Source organism: Plantactinospora sp. WMMB782, from assembly GCF_049179135.1.
GTDB lineage: Bacteria > Actinomycetota > Actinomycetes > Mycobacteriales > Micromonosporaceae > Plantactinospora.
Genome location: NZ_JBMHMC010000007.1, coordinates 5,037,837 through 5,058,033, shown reverse-complemented (window position 1 = coordinate 5,058,033; position 20,197 = coordinate 5,037,837). Strand labels below are relative to the sequence as shown.

General features: G+C 72.8%; 19 protein-coding genes. 11 read left to right on the top strand and 8 right to left on the bottom strand.

Going from position 1 to position 20,197, the window contains the following annotated elements:
- Positions 1 to 187: 187 nt before the first annotated feature.
- From ACN28A_RS24965 to ACN28A_RS24955, 3 genes are all read right to left on the bottom strand, one after another.
- Positions 188 to 1,483 carry an ABC transporter substrate-binding protein gene (locus ACN28A_RS24965; protein WP_421398630.1) on the bottom strand — a complete coding sequence of 432 codons (1,296 nt, stop codon included), beginning with the start codon at positions 1,481 to 1,483 and terminating at the stop codon, positions 188 to 190.
- A 414-nt stretch (positions 1,484 to 1,897) separates the two neighbouring features.
- The gene (locus ACN28A_RS24960; protein WP_421398628.1) at positions 1,898 to 2,089 is read right to left on the bottom strand and encodes a VOC family protein; all 192 of its coding nucleotides are present in this window, start codon (positions 2,087 to 2,089) and stop codon (positions 1,898 to 1,900) included.
- Positions 2,090 to 2,364: 275 nt separating this feature from the next.
- Positions 2,365 to 3,279 (bottom strand): hypothetical protein, encoded by a 915-nt coding sequence (locus tag ACN28A_RS24955; protein WP_421398626.1) that lies wholly within the window; start codon positions 3,277 to 3,279, stop codon positions 2,365 to 2,367.
- Between the two features lie 221 nt (positions 3,280 to 3,500).
- Between ACN28A_RS24955 and ACN28A_RS24950 the strand changes: the two genes are divergently transcribed.
- Entirely contained in the window at positions 3,501 to 4,157 is a 657-nt protein-coding gene (locus ACN28A_RS24950) for a class I SAM-dependent methyltransferase (RefSeq protein ID WP_421398624.1), read from the top strand.
- Between the two features lie 82 nt (positions 4,158 to 4,239).
- Entirely contained in the window at positions 4,240 to 5,469 is a 1,230-nt protein-coding gene (locus ACN28A_RS24945) for a cytochrome P450 (protein WP_421398621.1), read from the top strand.
- A 77-nt stretch (positions 5,470 to 5,546) separates the two neighbouring features.
- On the opposite strand, the gene ACN28A_RS24940 is transcribed toward ACN28A_RS24945, so the two are convergent.
- Entirely contained in the window at positions 5,547 to 6,125 is a 579-nt protein-coding gene (locus ACN28A_RS24940) for a signal peptidase II (protein ID WP_421398619.1), read from the bottom strand.
- A gap of 144 nt (positions 6,126 to 6,269) precedes the next feature.
- Between ACN28A_RS24940 and ACN28A_RS24935 the strand changes: the two genes are divergently transcribed.
- A complete protein-coding gene (locus tag ACN28A_RS24935; protein ID WP_421398616.1) occupies positions 6,270 to 7,271 on the top strand; it encodes an ABC transporter ATP-binding protein in 1,002 nt (333 codons plus the stop codon).
- Positions 7,268 to 8,089 (top strand): ABC transporter permease, encoded by an 822-nt coding sequence (locus tag ACN28A_RS24930; protein WP_421398614.1) that lies wholly within the window; start codon positions 7,268 to 7,270, stop codon positions 8,087 to 8,089. Before ACN28A_RS24935 ends, ACN28A_RS24930 begins: the two co-directional genes overlap by 4 nt.
- 43 nt (positions 8,090 to 8,132) lie before the next feature.
- On the opposite strand, the gene ACN28A_RS24925 is transcribed toward ACN28A_RS24930, so the two are convergent.
- The 4 genes from ACN28A_RS24925 to ACN28A_RS24910 all read right to left on the bottom strand — a co-directional run bounded on the left by ACN28A_RS24925 (position 8,133) and on the right by ACN28A_RS24910 (position 12,546).
- The gene (locus tag ACN28A_RS24925) at positions 8,133 to 8,780 is read right to left on the bottom strand and encodes a response regulator (protein ID WP_421398612.1); all 648 of its coding nucleotides are present in this window, start codon (positions 8,778 to 8,780) and stop codon (positions 8,133 to 8,135) included.
- Between the two features lie 39 nt (positions 8,781 to 8,819).
- Positions 8,820 to 10,466, bottom strand: a complete 1,647-nt coding sequence (locus ACN28A_RS24920) for a histidine kinase (RefSeq protein ID WP_421404642.1) — start codon at positions 10,464 to 10,466, stop codon at positions 8,820 to 8,822.
- 162 nt (positions 10,467 to 10,628) lie between these two features.
- On the bottom strand, positions 10,629 to 11,333 hold the full coding sequence (bioD, locus tag ACN28A_RS24915; RefSeq protein ID WP_421404640.1) for a dethiobiotin synthase: 705 nt from the start codon (positions 11,331 to 11,333) through the stop codon (positions 10,629 to 10,631).
- A 76-nt stretch (positions 11,334 to 11,409) separates the two neighbouring features.
- Positions 11,410 to 12,546, bottom strand: coding sequence for an 8-amino-7-oxononanoate synthase (locus tag ACN28A_RS24910; RefSeq protein ID WP_421398609.1), 1,137 nt, complete (start codon positions 12,544 to 12,546; stop codon positions 11,410 to 11,412).
- 332 nt (positions 12,547 to 12,878) lie between these two features.
- Between ACN28A_RS24910 and bioB the strand changes: the two genes are divergently transcribed.
- From bioB to ACN28A_RS24875, 7 genes are all read left to right on the top strand, one after another.
- A complete protein-coding gene (gene bioB, locus ACN28A_RS24905; RefSeq protein ID WP_421398607.1) occupies positions 12,879 to 13,874 on the top strand; it encodes a biotin synthase BioB in 996 nt (331 codons plus the stop codon).
- Between the two features lie 12 nt (positions 13,875 to 13,886).
- Entirely contained in the window at positions 13,887 to 14,081 is a 195-nt protein-coding gene (locus tag ACN28A_RS24900) for a hypothetical protein (RefSeq protein WP_421398606.1), read from the top strand.
- A gap of 200 nt (positions 14,082 to 14,281) precedes the next feature.
- Complete coding sequence (locus tag ACN28A_RS24895) at positions 14,282 to 15,496, top strand: ROK family transcriptional regulator (protein ID WP_421398603.1); 1,215 nt, start codon at positions 14,282 to 14,284, stop codon at positions 15,494 to 15,496.
- Between the two features lie 40 nt (positions 15,497 to 15,536).
- Positions 15,537 to 16,241 carry a PIG-L deacetylase family protein gene (locus tag ACN28A_RS24890; protein WP_421398601.1) on the top strand — a complete coding sequence of 235 codons (705 nt, stop codon included), beginning with the start codon at positions 15,537 to 15,539 and terminating at the stop codon, positions 16,239 to 16,241.
- Positions 16,242 to 16,273: 32 nt separating this feature from the next.
- A complete protein-coding gene (locus ACN28A_RS24885) occupies positions 16,274 to 17,197 on the top strand; it encodes a hypothetical protein (RefSeq protein WP_421398598.1) in 924 nt (307 codons plus the stop codon).
- Positions 17,198 to 17,251: 54 nt separating this feature from the next.
- On the top strand, positions 17,252 to 18,847 hold the full coding sequence (locus tag ACN28A_RS24880) for a beta-N-acetylhexosaminidase (RefSeq protein WP_421398595.1): 1,596 nt from the start codon (positions 17,252 to 17,254) through the stop codon (positions 18,845 to 18,847).
- A 61-nt stretch (positions 18,848 to 18,908) separates the two neighbouring features.
- Positions 18,909 to 20,192, top strand: a complete 1,284-nt coding sequence (locus ACN28A_RS24875; RefSeq protein ID WP_421398592.1) for an extracellular solute-binding protein — start codon at positions 18,909 to 18,911, stop codon at positions 20,190 to 20,192.
- Positions 20,193 to 20,197 lie beyond the last annotated feature (5 nt).

Here is a 20,197-nt window from a genome sequence, read left to right as displayed (position 1 = left end):
CACAGTGACGGCGGTGCCCGGACCAGGAAGCGGCTGGTCCGGGCACCGCCGTCGGCAGTTCGGCCGTCGTCGGGCAGCTCGCCGCCGTCGGGCAGGGGGCCGTCGGTGGGCAGGTCGGTCGGCCCCGACCGCAGGACCGACCGTCCGGTGTGGCCGCGACCGACCGAGGACAGCCTGTTACCGACGCTCAGCCGAGCTGGCTCTTGGCCTCGTCGATGACCCGCTTCGCGCCCTCGGCAGCCGGGATCCGGCCGAAGATGACCTCGTCGTAGATCCGCTGGAACTCGGCCTTCACCGCGCCGCCACCCTTGGGCTGCGGCGGCGGGGTCGGCAGCAGCTTGTCGACGACCGACTGCTCGAACTCGTAGACCAGCTTGTCGTTCGGGGACAGGCTGGGTGCGATCGCGTCCCGCACCTTGGCGTTGGCCGGCATGCCCCGGGAGACCGCCAGCACCTTGCCGGCCTCGACGTCGTTGACCAGGAAGTCGACGAGCATCGTCGCCTCCTTCGGGTGCTCGCTACGCTGGGCCACGCTGTAGGCCATCGACATCGCCGCGATCATCCCCCGCTTCGGGGTGTCGCTCGGCATCGGCGCGAGAGCCAGCGGCGCGCCGTACGCGCTGACCATGCCGGTGAAGCCGGAGTCGTAGTTGACCTCGGCGGTGACGCCCTTCTTGATCAGCGAGGAGTTCTGCACCGAGCCGTCGAGCTGGGTGGTGAGCGCCGGCGGGGCCAACGCACCGGCGGCCCGCATCTGGCCGGTCATCGTCCAGAACTGGGTCAGTTCCGCCTCGGTGAAGCCGAGCTTGCCGTCGTCGGTGTAGATGGCTTTGTCCCGCTGGCGCAGCCAGATGTCGAACCAGTCGATGGCGAAGCCGAAGTCGCCAAAGCCGGCGACCTTGCCGCCGCTGGACTCGTTGAGCTTCTGCCCGGCCGTCTGGAGGTCGGCCCAGCTCCACTCGGGGCTCGGCGCCGGCACGCCGGCCCGCTGCCAGAGCGCCGGGTCGTAGACGACACCCTGGGTGTTCTGCGCGATCGGCACCGCGTAGGTCTCGTCGCCGACCTTGCCGGCCGGCAGCAGCGTCGGGGTGATGTCACCGACCTTCAGGGTGCCGTCCTCGATGTACTCGGTGAGGTCGCGCAGCGCGTTCCGGTCGGCGTACTCCCGCAGGTAGGCACGGTCCATCTGGACCACGTCGGGTGCGTCGCCACCGGCGATCTGGGTGGAGAGCTTCTGGAAGTACGCGTCGAAGGCGCCGAACGAGGTGTTCACCTTGATGTTCGGGTACTTCTTCTCGAACAGGTCGATGGCCTGCTCGGTCACCTCGGCCCGGTCCTCGTTGCCCCACCAGGTGAAGTCGAGGGTGACCGGGCCGTCCGAGGCGTCGTTCCCGCCACAGGCGGCGATCGGCAGGACCAGCAGGGCCGTCGCGGCGAGAGCTGCCGCCCTTCCGGCTCGGCGGGCCCGTCGGATGTGCACCATGGACATTCTCCTTCCAAGGGCGACCGGCGGTGCGGTGCTGCGGACGTCGGAGCAGGAAACCGCTTGCCCGAGCGGGCGCAGGGATGCCTGGGCGGGCAGCGGCGCGTCCTGGCTCGACGCCTGCCGGGTCGCGGGGCGGTAGTTGACGGTGGCGGGTCGTGCGGTACGGCAACGAGACGATCGATACGGCAATGAAACGATCCAACAGCACCGGACGCTAGGTGTGACGCCGGTCGCTTGTCAAGCGGGGTCACCGCGACGAGGAGCGACCGGGCCTGCGAGAACGTCGGGGAACGCAGCGGTCGCGCCGAACCGTTACCCGAACGGGACCTGTCCCGTGTCGGTACCCGACGCTTCCTTGCCCCGGACCGGACTATCCCCCGCCGAGCCGCGCGCCCGGATCCCGACGTGAGCTCAGCGCTTCTGTACGAACTTGACCTGGTGGCCGTCGGGATCGCGGACCCATGCATAGTGGAGCCGTCCGTCCGGCGAGTCCATCGGGGCCACGACGCTCGTCGCGCCTGCCGTCATGGCCTGGCGGTAGAACGCGCCGGAGTCTTCGCACCACAGCACGAGCTCGGTCGACGGGCTGCTGTCAGGATCCACGCCGAGACCCACAAGCGCGTTGGCGACCGGCGCCGACGTCAGGCCTATCCGGAGCCAGCAGCCTCGACCTCGACATGCCCAAGACGATGGGTTTGCTGACGCGTTCATCGCGACGAGCCGGGCCGCGCAGGCCACCCATGCACAGGAGAAGCTCGCGGCCTTGCGGAACGGGGTGCTCAACACCCTGAGCTCGGACGCGCCGACCCTCGACGAGCAGACCCGGTCCTTCCGGCTGGTCGATCAGTTCAGTCCGGCGGGGCCTCGACGTACCGGGGTCACCAGTCGGAGTAGTGGCGGGCGGCGCTGTCCCGGCGGCGTACCGCCTCGGGGTCGCCCCGCCGGACCGCCGGCCGGCTCCGCCGCGACGGCGACGCCGACGCCGTCGCCGGCTCCGGCAAACGGTTGCGGAAGTGCAGCCGGAGCAGCAGGCCGGCGCCGAGGAAGAGCAGCAGGGCACCGAAGCCGAAGCCGAGCTGGGTCAGCCCGGCACCGCCCCGGCCGGCGGCAGCGGCCGGCTCGCCTCCACCCGAGCCGCCGTCGGCCGCCCCGGTGGAGCCATCCGCTCCCTCCGCGAGCACCGGTGCGTCGCCGTCGACCGGTTCGGTCGGGCGCACCGCCTCGGTGGGGGTGGGTCGGGCCTGCTCGGACGGGGTCGGCGCACGGCGCCGGGACGCCGGCCCGCCGCTGCGCCCGCTGACCACCTCGCGGGTGGCGCTGGCCCGGTCGAGCAGCCGGGACTGGGCGTCGAACGCCTCGACCGTCAACTCGATCCGCCCGTCCGTCACCGCCGCGTCGACAGCCAGCCGGTACTGCGCGGTGACCGTGCGGTTCCGGCACAGCGTGCCGGGGTCCAGTTCCCGGTCGGTGAGCCGGGCTCCGCCGTTCGCACCCCGGACCTCCATTCCGACGACGCCGTTCTGCTCGATCCGGTCGATCCCGACCTGGTCGAGCCGCAGGCCGTCCGCCCGCAGCACCAGCGACCAGCGGACCTTGCGGCAGCCGTCGTCCCGGCTGGTGGAGATCACCGCGGTGATCGTCTCGGCGCCGGCGCCGGCGACGAACCGTCCGGGTAGCCGGGTCAGCGAGGTCTCGAAGCCGGGCGCCGCCTCGGCCGACGGCACCGGCAGCAGGACCCAACCCGTCGTGGCACAGACCACCGTGAACCCGAGCCGGATCGCGAGCCGCCGCACCGTCACCACCACCCCATTCGCGCCGATCCCGACCTGATCAACGGTATGGGGCCGGTTGACCGGACGGAAGACTGGCGTATCAGCACCATCCAGTAATGAAAAGGGCACTTTTGACGCGGTGTACTGAACCAGTTACGAACCCGTCGCGACACGCCCGAGCGCGGGTATCGGGACCGGGCCGGCGCTGCCGAGCCGGTCGGGAACCGGCACAATCGGCGGTTGTGTCCGAGAGCCCTGCCGAGTTCGTCCGAACGTACGCCCAACTGACCCCCGTGTCGGCGGTGCCGGAGATCCGGCTGCACCAGGCGGCCGAACCGATCGGCCTGTGGGAGCTGACCGAGGGCGAGTTCCGCAGCGAGCAGCCGCCACCGTTCTGGGCCTTCGCCTGGGCCGGCGGTCAGGCGCTGGCCCGCTATCTGCTCGACCACCCGGAGACGGTCGCCGGGCGGCGGGTGCTGGACCTCGCCTGCGGTTCGGGGCTGGTGGCGATCGCCGCCGCCCGAGCCGGTGCCGCAGCCGTGCGAGCCGTCGACGTCGACCGGATGGCGGTGGCCGCCGTAGGGGTGAACGCCGAGGCCAACGGGGTGGCGGTGGCCGGCGAAGTCGGCGACGTACTGGACGGCGACGCCGGGAACGCCGAGGTGGTACTGGCCGGCGACGTCTTCTACAGCCAGGCGATGGCGAACCGGATGCTGCGGTTCCTGCTCCGGGCCAGCCGGGCCGGCGCCCGGGTGCTGGTCGGCGACCCGGAGCGGGCGTACCTGCCACGGGAGCGGTTCCGGCCGCTGGCCGGATACGACATCCCGGTCACCGTCGCCCTGGAGAGCGTCAGCGTGAAGCACAGCCGGGTCTGGGAACTGAGCGGGTCCGGGCGCTGACGAGCGGGTCCGGGAGCTGACGAAGGTCACCCCGGCGACCGGCGGCACCGGCCGGCGGGACAGCACTGGTTAGCGTGGTCGGGTGCTGTTCCGTAGCTGGCAGGAGCCGGTCGAGCGAAGCTGGCCGGACCTGGTCGCCGTGCCGGACCACCTCGGCGTCGAGCATCTGGTGGTGACCCGGCACGAGTTGGTGCGCCGGGTACTCGCCGACCCGGAGACGTTCCGCCCGGACAACGCGCTGGACGCGATGACCCCGATCCCGGTCGGCGCGCTGCGGATCCTCGCCCGGCACGGCTTCCGGCTGCCGGCGACGCTTGCCAACAACGGTGGGCCGAGCCATCCGCAGATCCGGGGCACCGTGGCCGGGGCGCTGCATCCGCACCGGGTCGCCGCCCAACGGCCGTGGCTGACCACCGTCGTGCGGGAGCGGGTCGGCCGGCTGCGCGGCACCCTCGACGCCGGGCATCCCGTCGACCTGTACGCGGAACTCGCCGCCGACCTGCCGCTGCTGGTGCTGGCCCGGCTGGTGGAGCTGCCGGAGGCACCCGCCGAGGTGGTCAAGGAGTTCACCCGGGCCGCCCTGGAACTGTTCTGGGCCCCGGTCGACCCGGACCGGCAGCGGGTACTCGCCGAGGTGGTGGGTCGGTTCCACGCCGTACTGCGGGAGTTCGCCGCCACCGGCGCCGGGCTGGCCGGTGAGCTGCGTTCCGCCGGGCACCCGCCGGACGTGGTGATCGGGGCGCTGTTCTTCCTGCTGGTCGCCGGGCAGGAGACCACCTCGCAGTTCCTCACCCTGCTGCTGCACCGGCTCACCGGCACCCCGGAGGTGCTCGCCGGCCTGCGCGCCGGCACGGTCGAGGTGGCGGACGTGGTCGAGGAGGGGCTGCGGCTGGACCCGCCGATCGTCACCTGGCGTCGGGTGGCCGCCCGGGACACCGAGCTGGCCGGCACCGCCGTACCGGCGGGAAGCAGCCTGGTGCTCTGGCTGGCCCGCGCCGGCCGGGACCCGGCGGTGGTGGCCGCCCCGGAGCGGTTCCTGCCGGGGCAGCGCGGCTCCCGCCGGCACCTGGCGTTCGGGGCCGGCGCACACCGATGCGTCGGCGCGCAGCTCTCCCGGCTGGAGGCTGCGGTGGTGGTGGCCGAGACGGCTGCGCTGCTGGCCGACGTGACAGTGCTGCGCGCACCCTGGTGCCCGGACAACCTGTCGTTCCGGATGCCGGACGCACTTGTCGTGACGCGCCGGCCAGGCAGGCCGGGTGAGGTCCGCCGCGACGGCCCGGACCGACCGTCCGCTGACGGTCCCGGCCGCTGACGATCCCGGCCGCTGACGATCCCGGCCGCTGACGATCCCGGCCGCTGGCGGTTCCGGCCGCTGACGGTTCCGGCCGGTCAGGTCCGGTCGCGCCGGCCGTCGATGTCGATCCCGCGCAGGTACAGCAGCACGATGAGCACGCCGCCCAGCACCAGGCTGATGTCGGCGACGTTCCCGACGAAGAAGCCGGCGTAGTCGATGAAGTCGACCACGTGTCCCCGGGCGAACCCGGGCTCCCGGAACAGCCGGTCCAGCAGGTGGGTGGTGGCGCCGCCGAGCACCAGGCCGAGGGCGATCGCCCAGGCCCGGTTGCGGACCTTCCAGGCGGCCCGGGTGATCGCCAGCACCGCGACGGCGGCGATGATCGTGAAGACCCAGGTGACGCCGGTGCCGATCGAGAACGCCGCCCCCGGGTTGTAGAGCAACCGCAGGCTGAGCAGGTCGCCGAGGACCGGTACGACACCGCCGTCGGAGAGTGCGGCCACCGCCAGGTATTTGGTGACCTGGTCCACCAGCACGATCACGACGGCCAGGGTGAGCACCTGCGGGTACCACCGCACGGCGCCGACGGCGCGGCCCGTTTCCGGCATCGAGGAACCCGCCTCGACGTGCTGCATGACGAAGACCTCCAGCGCCGACGGCTGCCCGGACGGCACCCAGCCTACGTCGCCGGCTGGCCCGGAGCACCAGCCGGCATTCCCGACGAAAGTCGACCCCGCCGGCCATCCATCGTCCGCTGTGTGACCGCCGTCCGGATTCCTAGCCTCGCTGCGGAACTGCTGCGAGCACCGGAAGGATCCATGATCACGTTAACCGAACTGACCAAGCGCTTCGGCGCGACCACGGCGGTCGACCGGCTCTCGCTGTCGATCATGCCAGGCCGGGTCACCGGCTTCCTCGGGCCGAACGGCGCCGGCAAGTCCACCACGATCCGGATGATCCTCGGCCTGGACCGCCCCGACTCGGGTAGCGCGCTGATCGGCGGCCGGTCGTACCGGAGCTTCCGGCACCCGTTGCGGGAGGTCGGCGCACTGCTCGACGCCCGGGCGGTGCATCCCGGCCGGACCGCCCGGGCCCACCTGACCGCGATGGCCCGGAGCAACGGCATCCCGGTACGCCGGGTCGACGAGGTTCTCGGCAGCGTCGGCCTGACCGAGGTGGCCGGAAAGCGGACCGGCACCCTCTCGCTGGGCATGAGCCAGCGGCTGGGCATCGCCGGAGCGCTGCTCGGTGACCCGGGGGTGCTGATCTTCGACGAGCCGGTGAACGGGCTGGACCCGGACGGGGTGCGCTGGATCCGCGAACTGATGCGGTCGCTCGCCGGGCACGGGCGGACGGTCTTCGTCTCCAGCCACCTGATGAGCGAGGTACAACTCACCGCCGACCAGCTCGTGGTGATCGGCCGGGGACGGCTGCTCGCCGACGCGCCCGTCGCCGAGGTGATCGCGGGCAGTTCGCGGGCCACGGTCCGGGTGGTCAGCCCCGAGCCCGGCGCCCTGGCCCGGCTCCGGGACGGGCTGCTCGGCCGGCACGCCAGGGTCGAGCGGGTCGGCAACGACGAGCTGGTGGTCACCGGGAGCAGCGTCGCCCAGGTCGGTGACCTGGCCCACGAACTCCGGGTACGGCTGCACGGGCTGAGCGCCGAGGCGGCCTCCCTCGAACAGGCCTACCTCGAACTCACCGGCGGCGACGTGCAGTTCGCCGCCCCGGCACCCGCCAACGGCGACCTCGGCCACCCCGACGGTGCCTCGCGCACCGCCGGCGTCCGGTCCGGGGCACAGGATCGGGAAGAGGCACGATGAGCAGCGGTACCCTTCCGCAGACCGGCCGGCAGACCACCGGCCACCCGCCGACCGGCGGTGGACTTCCGGGCGCGATCGCCAGCGAGTGGACGAAACTCTGGTCGGTGCGGTCCATCTGGTGGTGCCTGCTCGCAAGCATGCTGCTGATGGCCGCCACGGCCGGGCAACTCGCGATCTACGTGGCGAACGGCAACACCGACGACGATCCGACCAACGACCGGGGCGTACTCGCGGTCGGCCGGATCGCCGTCGACGCCGTCGAGCTGACCCAGTTCGCGGTGATCGCACTCGCCCTGCTCGCCATCACCAGCGAGTACGGCACCGGCACGATCCGGACCACCCTGCAGTGGATCCCGTCCCGGGCCCGGCTGCTGCTCGCCAAGAGCACGGTGGTCGCCGGGGTCACCTTCGGCATCGGCGTCCTGCTCGGCGGGCTCGGTGCCGCCGTCGCCGCTCCGGTGCTCGGCGAGTGGGGCCGGTTCGACCTGGGCGGGACCGTGCGGGACAGCCTCGGGCTGGCCGGGTACCTGGCGCTGATCAGCCTCTGCACCCTCGGACTCGGCGCCGCGCTGCGCAGCGCGGTAGGCACCCTCGTCACGGTCTTCCTGCTGCTCGCGATCGTGCCGACCACGCTGCGGCTGCCCGACATCGGAGCCCTGAACGCGATCGCCGACGCGCTGCCCGGCAGCGCCGGCCTGCACTTCCTGCGCGGCGAGACCGATGCCTATCCGCCGGCCGTCGGGCTGGTGATCGTCGTCTGTTGGGCGGTCGCGGCCCTGCTCGCCGGGCTCGTCGTGCTGCGTCGCCGGGACGCCTGAACCGGGGCGGGGCGCTCACCGGGAGCGCCCCGCCCCGGACGGCTCAGTCCGGCAGGCCCGCCTCGTACGCGATGATCGCCGCCTGCACCCGGTTGCGTACCCCGAGCCGGGTGAAGATGCTGCTCAGATAGCTTTTCACCGTTCCCTCGACCAGGAACAGCCGCTGGCCGATCTCGGCGTTGGAGAGCCCGGCACCGACAAGCGCCAGCACCTCCCGTTCCCGCTCGGTGAGCCCCTCGATCCGCTCCCGGGCGGCCGGTGCCCGGGCCAGCAGCCCGCCGCCGAGCTCGATCACCCGGCGCGCCACCTCCGGCGACAGGTACGCCGCACCGTCCGCCACGGCCCGCACCCCGGCGATCAGCTCCCGGGGGTCGCCGGACTTGAGCAGGAAGCCGCTCATCCCCTCACCGAGTGCCCGGGCGATGTAGTCGTCCTCGCCGAACGTGGTCAGCATGACCACCCCGGTCTCCGGTACCAGCCGGCGGATCTCCACCCCGGCGGCCAGCCCGTCGAGTCGGGGCATCCGGATGTCCAGCAGCGCCACCCGGGGCCGGTGGGCCCGGACCAGTTCGACCGCGTCGCGCCCGTCGGCGGCCTCGGCCACCACCTCGATCTCCGGGTCGGCGGCGAGGATCGCCCGGACCCCGGCCCGGATCATCGCCTCGTCGTCGGCCAGCAGGACGGGGATCACGGCACTCCTCTCGATAACTGTCGGTCTGGCTCGGCCGGGTCAGTCGCCGAGGTGGTCCTTGAGCACCAGCCGCCCGTGCAGGAAACAGACCTGGTAGACCGCCTCGCGGGACGGGAAGGCCCCGTCGGAGTAGAACTCGCAGGTGGCGCCGCTCGGCACCGACCTGCCGGCGTCGGGCGGCGCGTCGACCTGCCGGTCCGGCAGCAGGTCGCGCAGCTCGGCCCGGTCCTGGCCGACCCGGAGCTGCGCGTACCGGTCGGAGTCGAGCACCGTCCCGAACGTCGCGATCGGGTAGTAGGCGAGTACCAGCAGGGCGCCGATCGCCACCGGGACGGTGACCGCGGCCAGCAGGCTGCGCCGGACCCGCTGCCGGGCCGAACGCAGCCGGTGCGCGGTGGCCACCCCGGGCGGCCCGTACGGCGGCACGGTCGCCTCCGCCGGTGCCCCCCACTCCGGGTCCGCCGTCCCGGCCGGTCGCTCCGGGTCCGCCGTCCGGGCCGGTGCGGCCGGGCCGCTGACCGGGCGGGGGGCGGCCGGCAGTTCGGCGTACACCTCGAAGCCGGTGCCGTCCGGGCCGGCCCGCAGGGTGCCGCCGGCTAGGCGTACCCGCTCGCCGAGCCCGACCAGGCCGGAGCCGGCGCCCCGGATCCCGGGCAGCGGCCCGGCCGGCCGGCCGTTGCCGACCCGCACCGAGATCCGGTCGGCGGTGCGGCGCACCCTCACCGTCACCGCTGCCCCGGGCGCGTGCCGGGTGGCGTTGGTGAGCCCCTCCTGCACCACCGAGCAGACCGCCTGGCGCACCATCGGCGGTACGCCGGCATCCGGTGCACCGGGCGTGCCGTCCTCCTGGACCAGCAGGCGTACCGCCATCCCGGCGGCCCGGGCCCGCTCGACCAGGTCCTCGACCCGCTCCCCCGCCGGTCGGGTCGGCGCCGGCTCGCCGTCTTCGCGCAGTACGCCGATGACCTGGCGGAGCCGGTCGGTGGCCGACGCCACGCTGGTCCGCAGCTCACCGGCGGCCCGTCGGTGCCGCTCGTCGAGGTCGGCCGCCATCTCCAGGGCACCGGCGCGCAGCGCGATCAGGCTCAGGTCGTGGCCGAGCGAGTCGTGCATGTCCTGGGCGATCCGGGCCCGCTCGCGCAGCCGGATCCGTTCGGCGGCGCTGCGCTGCTCCCGCTCCAGCAGGTCGGCCTGCTCCCAGCCGGCCAGCACCAGCGCCCGGTGCTGCCGGTGGTAACGACCGACCAGCCAGGGCAGGACCCCGCCGAACAGCAGCGTGCTGGCCAGCAGGAACCACACCTCGGCGGCGGTACCGAGCAGGCCGAGGTTGATCACCGTGCCACCGAGGCCGATCCCGGCGAAGACGGCGGTGGCCGGGCCGGAGCGACGCTCACGCAGCCCGACGAGATAGCTCAGCACGGGAATGGCGAACATGAAGTTGCCGTCCCAGGCGGTCGGCAGCACCACCAGGACGAGGCCGAGCAGCGGCGCCCGCCGGCTGGCCAGCACCGCCAGCCCGGTGACCAGCAGCGACCCGACCAGCCGGGCGGGATACCAGGGCCCGTGCGGCGGGGTGAGCAGCGCCAACGTCACCGGGGCCGAGATGACGCCCCAGAGGGTCAGGTCGAGCAGCAGGTCACGCCGGCGCGGGCGGCGCCGGAGCCGTACGTCGCGGAGCCCGGCCATCACCCGGCCAGGCTACAAGCCCCGGCACCCGCCGGTTACCGCCGAAAGTAAGCAACCGCCCGTGCGGTGCCGGGTGCTGGCGCGATGGTGGCGAGCTGCTGCCGGGTCGGTGGCCGGGACGCTGGCGCGAGGTGCCGGGATGCCGGCGCGACGGTCGGACCGTCAACTGACGTCTTCGGCCCAGGCCCGCCAGTCGTCGAGTACGCCGTAGAGCGCCGGGGTGAGCCAGCCCGGGGCGGAGCGGCGGAACACCCCGGGTTCGAGAGTGCCCGCCCCGTCCGGCAGCGCGCCGACCATGTTGGGGACCAGGTCCCGCAGGTTGGCCCAGTGCACCAGCTCGGGCTCGGCCGGCCAGGCGCCGAGCACCACACCGCAGGGCACCGCCCGCCGGTCCAGCGCCTCCAGGGTGAGCGCGGTGTGGTTCAGCGTGCCGAGCCCGGCCCGGGTGACCACCACCGCCGGGGCGCCGATCGACACCGCCAGGTCGGCCAGGGTCCACGCCTCGCCGGACGGGCGCAGCCCCATCGGGACCAGCAGCCCGCCGGCGCCCTCGACGAGTACCAGGTCGTGTTTTTCCGCGTCGGCCCTGATCTCGTCGGCGACCGCGTACAGCTCCAGCGGCTCGGCCTGGGCGACCCGGGCCGCCGCCAGCGGTGCCAGCGGATCGGGGTAGCTGACCAGGGTGCGTGCGGTCATCGGCGCGGCGAGCCGGTTCACGGTGTCGACGTCGGATTCCGCGCCGGTCGCCGTACCGGTCTGTCCGGGTTTGATGACCGCGACCCGCAGGCCGGCGGCCTGGGCGGCGGCGGTGACGGCAGCGGTGACCACCGTCTTGCCCACGTCGGTGTCGGTGCCGGTGACCAGGATCGGCCCCCGCCACGCCAGGCCGGTCACGACGCGTCTCCGGTCGCGGTCCCGCTCACGACACGCCTGGCGGTCCTGGTCACGGCGCACACTCCACGATCACCTCGATGGCCCGGTCGAAGTCGGCCCGGTCGACGCCGACGTTGATGGTCAGCCGCAGCCGCGAGCGGTTGTCCGGGGTCGACGGCGGCCGGAAGCAGCCGACCGCGACTCCCCGGTCACGGCAGTCGGCCGCCCAGGCCACCGCGGTCTCCGGGCCGGGCGCGGTCACCGAGACCACCCCGGCGGCCGGTGCGGAGACCTCCAACCCGGCCGCGCCGAGCCGGCGGGTCACCGTGCCGGCCCGGTCGGCCAGCTCGGCCCGGAGCGCGTCGCCGGAGCGGGCCAGCCCGGCTGCGGCGAGCACCCCGGCCACCACCGCCGGGGGCGGGGCGGTGTCGTAGATGAAGGTCCGCCCGGTGTCGATCAGGTGCCGGACGAGTTCGGCCGGCCCGGCCACCACCCCGCCGGCACCGCCGAGCGCCTTGGAGAGCGTCGCGGTGACCACCACGTCCGGCTCGCCGGCCAGTTCGGCGTGGGCCACCGCGCCCGCACCGGCCGGCCCGAGTACGCCGAGGGCGTGCGCGTCGTCGACAAGCAGCAGGGCGCCGTACCGGCGGGCCACGGCGTGCAGTTCGGCGAGCGGGGCGAGGTCGCCGTCGACCGAGAAGACCGACTCGGTGACCACCACCGCCGGCCGGCCCGGCGCACCGGCCAGCGCGGCCGAGACGGCGGGGACGTCCAGGTGTGGGGTGACCCGGGTCTCGGCGCCGGAGAGCTTGCAGCCGTCGATCAGCGAGGCGTGGTTGTGCGCGTCGGAGACCAGCAGGGTGCGGGGCTGCACCAGGGCGCGTACCGCCCCGAGGTTGGCGAGGTAGCCGGAGGAGTAGACCAGGGCCCGCCCGGTGCCGAGCCAGTCGGCCAGACAGGACTCCAGCGCGTGGTGGGCCTCGGTGGAGCCGCGTACCAGCCGGGAGCCGGTGGCGCCCAGCCCGTACCCGGCCAGCGCGTCGGCCGCGGCGGCGACCACCGCCGGATGCCGGGCGAGCCCCAGGTAGTCGTTGCCGGCGAGGTCGACCAGGTCCTCGGTGCTGCTTCTCGGCCGCAGCCGCCGGGTGAGCCCGGCCTTGGCGCGCAGCCGCGCCCGCCGGTCCAGCCCGTCCAGCCAGCTTGGCACCGCCACTCCCCACACTGGTCAGCGTCCGCCCCCGGGCGCTGTCGGAAACCCGATCGCCGCAGGCCGCACGGCTTCCGGCCCGGGGCACCCTCGGCGCGCATCCGCCCCGGGTCGGCCGGTCCGCGGCGCCGCCCCGCACCACAGCCCTCGACCGGCGAAACACCCCCGACCGGCGAAAATACCACCCGGAGCGGTCCGGCGGCGGCTCGCCGGGCCGGGAGAACCGGCGGCCGATCCGCCGGTCGCGCGGCCGGTCGGCCGGGCCCGGGGTGTCCGGGCGGCCCGGCCGGGTGGCCCACATCGACCGACGGTGCGCTTGTAGGGTACGACCCATGCCAGAAATCCTCGACCGGGCCCGTACCCAGGTACTCGACGGCGGTGTCGGTCTCGACGAGGCCGGCGTGCTCGCCGTGCTGCGGCTGCCCGACGAGCACCTCTCGGCGGCGCTCCAGCTCGCCCACGAGGTGCGGATGCGCTGGTGCGGCCCGGAGGTCGAGGTCGAGGGGATCGTGTCGCTGAAGACCGGCGGCTGCCCGGAGGACTGCCACTTCTGCTCGCAGTCCGGGCTGTTCGCCTCGCCGGTCCGGTCGGTCTGGTTGGACATCCCGTCCCTGGTCGAGGCGGCGAGGCAGACCGCCGCCACCGGGGCCACCGAGTTCTGCATCGTCGCCGCCGTCCGGGGCCCGGACGAGCGGCTGATGAGGCAGATGCGCGAGGGTGTCGCGGCGATCCGGGCCGAGGTGGACATCCAGGTGGCCGCCTCGCTCGGGATGCTGACCCAGGCCCAGGTCGACGAGCTGGTCGCCATGGGTGTGCACCGGTACAACCACAACCTGGAGACCTGCCGCTCCTTCTTCCCGAACGTGGTCAGCACGCACAGCTGGGAGGAGCGCTGGGAGACGCTGCGGATGGTCCGCGCCTCCGGCATGGAGGTCTGCTGCGGCGGCATCCTCGGGCTGGGCGAGACGGTCGAGCAGCGCGCCGAGTTCGCCGGGCAGCTGGCCGAGCTGGATCCGCACGAGGTGCCGCTGAACTTCCTCAACCCCCGGCCGGGTACCCCGCTGGGCGAGCAGCCGGTGGTCGCGCCACGCGACGCGCTGCGGGCCATCGCCGCGTTCCGGCTGGCCATGCCGCGCACCATCCTGCGGTACGCGGGCGGCCGGGAGATCACCCTCGGCGACCTCGGTACCCGGGACGGCCTGCTCGGCGGGATCAACGCGGTGATCGTCGGCAACTACCTGACCACGTTGGGCCGTCCGGCCGACGAGGACCTGGCACTGCTGGACGAGCTGAAGATGCCGGTCAAGGCGCTCTCGGCCACGCTGTGACCCGGTGACCCGGTGACTTCCGACAACTGGTGCGACAGGTGCGGTGAAGCCGCCACCGGCGGGGGTCACGACGCCTGCCGGGTGGCCCGGACGCTGGAGCCGCCGCGCTACTGCCCGCACTGCCGGCGCCGGATGAAGGTGCAGGTGCTGCCCGGGGGTTGGTCGGCAACCTGCGTCGAGCACGGCGGGACGGCTTCCACCCGCTGAACGCCGCGGCGCCTCGATCACCGACACCACCACGCACCCGTACCGGGGCGGATCGATCGGTGCGGCCGTCCGGAACGCGGACCTTGCTCGGCCCGCCGGTTGCGGCGGACCTTGCTCGGCCCGCCGCTCGCGGCGTAAGGTAAGTAATCCTTACTTACCTTCGAGGATGCGGTCCCACCTTGACCAGCAGCGTGCCAGCCATGCCCCGAAAGGGGTCCCCGGCCCTGATGCGAGTGATCAACGCAGCCGGCGTGATCCGGGAGCTTCGCGCCAGGGGGCCGATGACCCGGGCGGATCTCGTCCGCGTGACCGGCCTGTCGAAACCCACCGTCACGAGCGTCGTCGCACACCTGGAGAGCCTCGGATGCATCGGTCTGGTCCCACCCGACGCGCGGGCGGTCCCGGCCCGGGCCCCCGTCTACGAATACCGCGCCGACCGCGGCCAGGTCCTCGGGATCGACATCGGCGCCGGCAAGACCCTGCTGATCCTCGCCGACCTCTCGGGCAGGACACTCGCCTCCACCAGGTTGGCGACCCTGGCGGCCGCGCCCGACCAGCCCGAGCGGTTCTTCGGCACGGTCCGGAGCGCGACCGACGCCCTGCTGGACCAGGCCGCGCCGCAGACCCGCAACCTGATGGCCGTCGTGGCGGGGACACCCGGTGTCGTCTCCCCTGACGGCGTCGTCACGATGGCACCCCAGTTGCCGGGCTGGGACGGCCTGCACCTCGTCGAGCGGCTGCGTGCCGCGTTCGACTGCCTCGTCGTCGCCGAGACCGAAGCCACCCTCTCCCTGGAGGCCGAGCGATCCGGCGGCGTCGCGCAGGGCGTCGAGGACGCGCTCTTCGTGCACCTGGGCATCGGCATCGGGGCCGGCCTGCTGCTCGACGGGCGCGTGCACCGCGGTGCGCACGGCGGTGCCGGGGAGATCGGCCAGATGCCGTACCGGCAGTCGTCCTCCGGGCGTGAGCCGGATGTCGTCCCGCTCGAGGCCGTGGCCGGTGGCGGGGCCATCCGGCTCAGCGGACGCGCGGCGGCCGGTACGGCCGAGGGCGCTGCCATTCTCGAACTCGCCGGCGGGGACGTCGACCGGGTCGAGGCGGCGACCGTCTTCGCCGCCTGCCGCGCCGGTGACCCGGTGGCCCGAGCCGTCGTCGACGCGGCCGTCGACGCGCTGGCCTGGGGAATCGCCACGATCGGAAGTGCGGTCGACCCCCGTACGGTCATCCTGGGCGGCGGCATGTCGCGCTCCGCCGACCTCTTCCTCGACCGGCTCGCCGACCGGGTACGCGAGTGGGCCCCGTTCAGCCCCGAGTGGGCCGTCTCGAACCTCGGCGACGAAGCCGTCGCCCTCGGCGCCGTCAACCACGCGGCGAACCTCGTCGAGCAGGAGTTGGTCCGTGCGCTGAGCAACTGAGAGTCCGACCGGACAGGTGGACAGGAGAGGGGACGGTGCCGTGCGCGTACTGGCTGTTGCCGCGCATCCGGACGACCTGGAGCAGTTGTGCGGCGGCACTCTGGCAAGGTTCGCCGCCGAGGGCCACGAGGTGACGATGTGCCACGTCTCGCGCGGCGACCGTGGCTCGTACGTCAACACGATGGAGGAGATCGCGGCGATCAGGTTCGCCGAGGCCGGGCGGGCGGCTGCGATCATCGGCGCGACCCACGTCACCATGGGCGTCTCCGACGGGGAGGTCAACGCGGCCGATCCCGCCCAGCGGGCGCAGGCGGTCGAGATCGTCCGGCGGGCCAGGCCCGACCTGCTCCTCACCCACCACCCGCACGACTACATGCCCGACCATGTCGAGACCGGGCGGCTGTTCGAGGAAGCCAGTTTCATCGCGACCCTTCCGCTGTACGAGACGGCCGCCCCACACCACCCGGTCGTGCCGGCTGTGTACTACATGGACACCCTCGCCAGTGTGAACTTCGTGCCCACCGAGTACGTCGACGTCTCGTCGGTGATCCAGCTGAAGCTCGACGCGCTCGCCGAGCACCGCAGCCAGGTGGAGTGGCTTCGGGACCACGACGGCGTCGACGTGATCGAGCAGACCCGCACCCTCACCGCGGCCCGCGGCTACCAGTGCGGCGTCGCCTACGCCGAGGGCTTCCTCCCGTCACTTCGCTGGCTGCGCCCCCGCACCGTACGGATGCTCCCGTGAACAGCCGGGCCACCACCAGAAAGGACCGACCGGTGACTGTCGACTTCTCTCCCGGGCTCGCCTCGATCAGCACGTTCCGGGACGCCGAGGCGTGTGCGCGGGCCCGCCGGATTCCCCGGTCACGGATCACCGAACATCCGAATCCCGACTTCCGGATCAGGGTGATCGAGAGTCCGTCCGAGTTCTACCAGGCCTTCGCGGCCGACCTCGTCGGCGAGATCAGGCGCAGCCGGGACGCCGGGCAGGGCCTGGTGCTGATCCTGCCGGTCGGCCCGGTGCCCCAGTTCGAGATCGCCGCCCGCCAGATCAACCGGGAGCGCCTCAGCCTCGCGCACGTGACGACCTTCAACATGGACGAGTACGCGGACTCCTCGGGCACCACCGCCCCGATCACCTGGGCGGGGTCGTTCCAGCGTGCGATGTGGGATTCGTTCTTCTCCCGGATCGACGAGGAGCTCCGGCCGCCCGAGACCCAGATCCACTTCCCCACCAGCGAGATCGTCGCCGACTACAGCACGATGGTCGAGGACGCCGGAGGCGCGGACGTCGTCTACGGCGGGATCGGCTGGGGCGGGCACATCGCCTTCTGGGAACCACACCTCGCGGACGAGTTCCGGGACGACCCGGCCGGCTACCGCGCCGCGGGCGCCCGGACCGTCGAACTGCATCCCATCACGATCATGCAGAACGCCCTGCACTCGTTCGGCGGCGACTGGTCCTGGGTGCCACCGTTCGCCTGCACGATCGGGCCGAGGGAGATCCTCGGCGCCCGCCGCCGGAGCTTCTGGCTCGACGGGGATCTCGGCAACGGTTACTCGTGGCAGCGGTTCATCGCCCGACTCGTCGCCCACGGGCCGGTCACCGAATACGTTCCGGGGAGTCTGCTCCAGGAGGCCGGTGCCGACTACACCCTCCTCGGCAGCGTCGCCGACGATCTCGTCATCTCGATGGCCTGAGCGGAGCCGTACCCGGGACCTGCCGACCCAGTTAGGTGTGAAGGAGCGCGTCGCGTGGCCGCCGGAATCATCCCCCGTCCCGAGTCAGTCACCGAACTTCCGACGGCGTTCCGGATCGACGCCGGGACCGTGATCGGGGCCTCGGCGGAATGCCGCAGGACCGCCGAGTTGCTCGCCGCGAGGTTGCGGGCCTCGACCGGCCACCCCGTTCCGGTCGTGGTCGGGCCGGCCGCCGACAGTGCCGCCATCTCGCTGTCGACCTCGCCCGGGTTGGCGGAGTCCGCGTACACGGTCGTGGTCGAGGAGTCGGGCGTACGACTGACCGGGGGCGACCCGGCGGGTGCGTTCCACGCGACGCAGACCTTCCTCCAGCTGTGCCCGCCCCAGGTGTTCCGGCGGGTGCCCCTGGCCGGCGTCGACTGGACCATCGGCGGGATACGCGTCGCCGACCGTCCCCGCTTCGGCTGGCGCGGCATGCTCGTCGACGTGGCGCGGCACTTCTTCGGCCGCGACGCGATCTTCAAGCTCGTCGACGCGCTCGCCCTGCACCACATGAACGTGCTGCACCTGCACCTGACCGACGACCAGGGTTGGCGCGTACAGATCGACCGCTATCCGGAACTCACCCGGGTCGGCTCCTGGCGGGAGTGCTCCACGGCCGACAGTCAGTACATCCGCCCCGATGGTGCCGAGCCGGTACGCGACCACGCTCCGCACAACGGGTACTTCACGAAGGAGGATCTCCGCGAGATCGTCGCGTACGCCGCGGACCGTTTCGTCACCGTCGTTCCGGAGATCGACCTACCCGGCCACTCGCAGGCGGCGATCGCCGCCCATCCCGAGCTCGGCAACCTCTCCCAGCCGCTCGACGTCTGGACGGACTGGGGTGTCAGCAGGCACGTGCTCAACGTCGAGGAGTCGACGATGCGCTTCTACGAGCACGTGCTCGACGAGGTACTCGAGATCTTCCCCGGCCCGTTCGTGCACATCGGCGGCGACGAGGTCCCGACGGACGAGTGGCGGGCGAGTGCCGCGGCCCAGGCCCGGATCCGCCAGCTCGGGCTGCACGACGAGTCCGAGTTGCAGGGCTGGGTGACGGACCGGTTCGCGACCTTCCTGGAGAAACGTGGGCGACGGGCCGTCGGATGGGACGAGATCCTCGACCACCGCATCCCGGTGCGAACGGTCGTCATGTCGTGGCGCGGCACGGCGGGCGGGATCGCGGCCGCGCGGGCGGGTCACGACGTCGTGATGACCCCCGACAACCCGACGTACCTCTACCACCCGCAGACGGAGGACCGTGGCGAGCAACCGCTCGCCGCGGAGCCCCCGGTCACCCTCCGGCAGGTCTACGGGTACGACCCGATTCCGCCCGGCCTTCCGCCGGCGGACCGGGCGCGGATCCTCGGTGCGCAGTGCCAGATGTGGACCGAGTTCGTGGTGTCGGAGCGTCAGATGCACCAACTCGTTTTCCCGCGCTTCTGCGCCTTCGCCGAGGCGGTGTGGCGGACGGGACCGGGAGACTTCGACGACTTCTCGGACCGGCTCGCGGGGCACGCCGCGCGGCTGCACGCCCTGGATATCGACGGCTTCGAGCGGCGACCGTCGCCGAGGCCGGCCGGGCCGACGGGGTCCCGGCCGGCGCCCTGATCGCGGCCACCCGTCGCCGGAAGTGTCGGTCGGTCGAGTGTCCACACCAGAAGGAGTGACCTTGAGAATCGAGCGATCCTCAACCGTCGTGGCCGCCGCGCTCGCCGTGTCGCTCACGCTCGCGGGCTGCTCGTCGCCCGCCGGCAGCGACGACCGGAGCATCACCGTCTGGTCGATGAACGGCGATCTCTCGAAGGCCACGCTCGACGCGATAAACGAGAGGTTCACCGCCCGGACCGGAGTCACGGTCGACCTCCAGATCCAGCAGTGGGACAACATCATCACGAAGATCACCACAGCTCTGGCCACGGCGGACGCACCTGACGTGCTCGACCTCGGGAACACCCAGGTGCCCATCTACGCCGCCAACGGCGGACTGGCCGACCTCACGGGATACCGGGCGGACCTCCAGCAGGGTCGGACCTGGCTCGCCGGGCTGGAGGAGCCGGCGACCCAGGACGGACGCCTCTACGGCGTTCCGTCGTTCGCCGGGAACCGCACCGTCATCTACAACAGGACGATCTGGGCCGGTGCCGGTGTGACCGAGCCGCCGAGCACCTTCGAGGAGCTGACCGAGGCGCTGGACGCGGTGCGGGCCGCCAGGCCCGATCCCGGCTTCTCGCCGTTCTACTACCCGGGCCGGTACGCCTTCGGCCCGCTCGGCTTCGTCTGGGACGCCGGTGGCGAGATCGCGACCGTGGCGGACGGGGCCTGGAAGGCGGGATTCTCCTCGCCCGAGGCCCAGCGCGGGCTGGTCGAGTTCAGGGACTTCCAGAACAGGTACTCGACGCCGTCGTCGCAGAGCGCGCACGTGGACAGCCCGGAGCAGTCCCAGATCTTCGCCGACGGTCTGGCCAGCGCGATCCTCGGCGTCAGCTCCGACATCGACAAGATCAAGGCGGCCAATCCGAAGCTCAAGGACGCGGACCTCGGCACCTTCCCGTTTCCGGGGACCTCCGGCCGGAACCAGCCCGTCATGCTCGGCGGTTCGGTCTGGGGCGTCTCCGCCGCCAGCCGGAAGCTCGACCGGGCCGTCGAATGGATCAGGATCGCGACGAGCCCCGAGATCCAGGCCGAGTACGTCTACGCCAACGACCTGTGGATCCCGAACAACACCGCGGCGGTCACCGCGGCGCTCGAGTCGGGCACGATGTCGCCGCTGATCGCCGGCTTCTTCAGGGCGGCGACCAACTCCAAGGCGACTCCGTCGGCGGCGAACTGGGCGACGATCGAGAACGACCAGTCGCTGCCGAACTTCTTCAGCACCGTCGCCTCCGGCGCGAAGTCGCCCGAGCAGGCCGCGCGGGAGTTCGACGACCACATCGAGTCGGTACTCAACGACTAGGCGGT

Coding starts and splice junctions, on each gene's coding strand:
- ACN28A_RS24935 (WP_421398616.1), top strand. CDS start 6,270: ATGATCACGTTAACCGAACTGACCAAGCGCTTCGGCGCGACCACGGCG.
- ACN28A_RS24895 (WP_421398603.1), top strand. CDS start 14,282: ATGCCCCGAAAGGGGTCCCCGGCCCTGATGCGAGTGATCAACGCAGCC.
- ACN28A_RS24930 (WP_421398614.1), top strand. CDS start 7,268: ATGAGCAGCGGTACCCTTCCGCAGACCGGCCGGCAGACCACCGGCCAC.
- bioB (WP_421398607.1), top strand. CDS start 12,879: ATGCCAGAAATCCTCGACCGGGCCCGTACCCAGGTACTCGACGGCGGT.
- ACN28A_RS24965 (WP_421398630.1), bottom strand. CDS start 1,483: ATGGTGCACATCCGACGGGCCCGCCGAGCCGGAAGGGCGGCAGCTCTC.
- ACN28A_RS24920 (WP_421404642.1), bottom strand. CDS start 10,466: ATGGCCGGGCTCCGCGACGTACGGCTCCGGCGCCGCCCGCGCCGGCGT.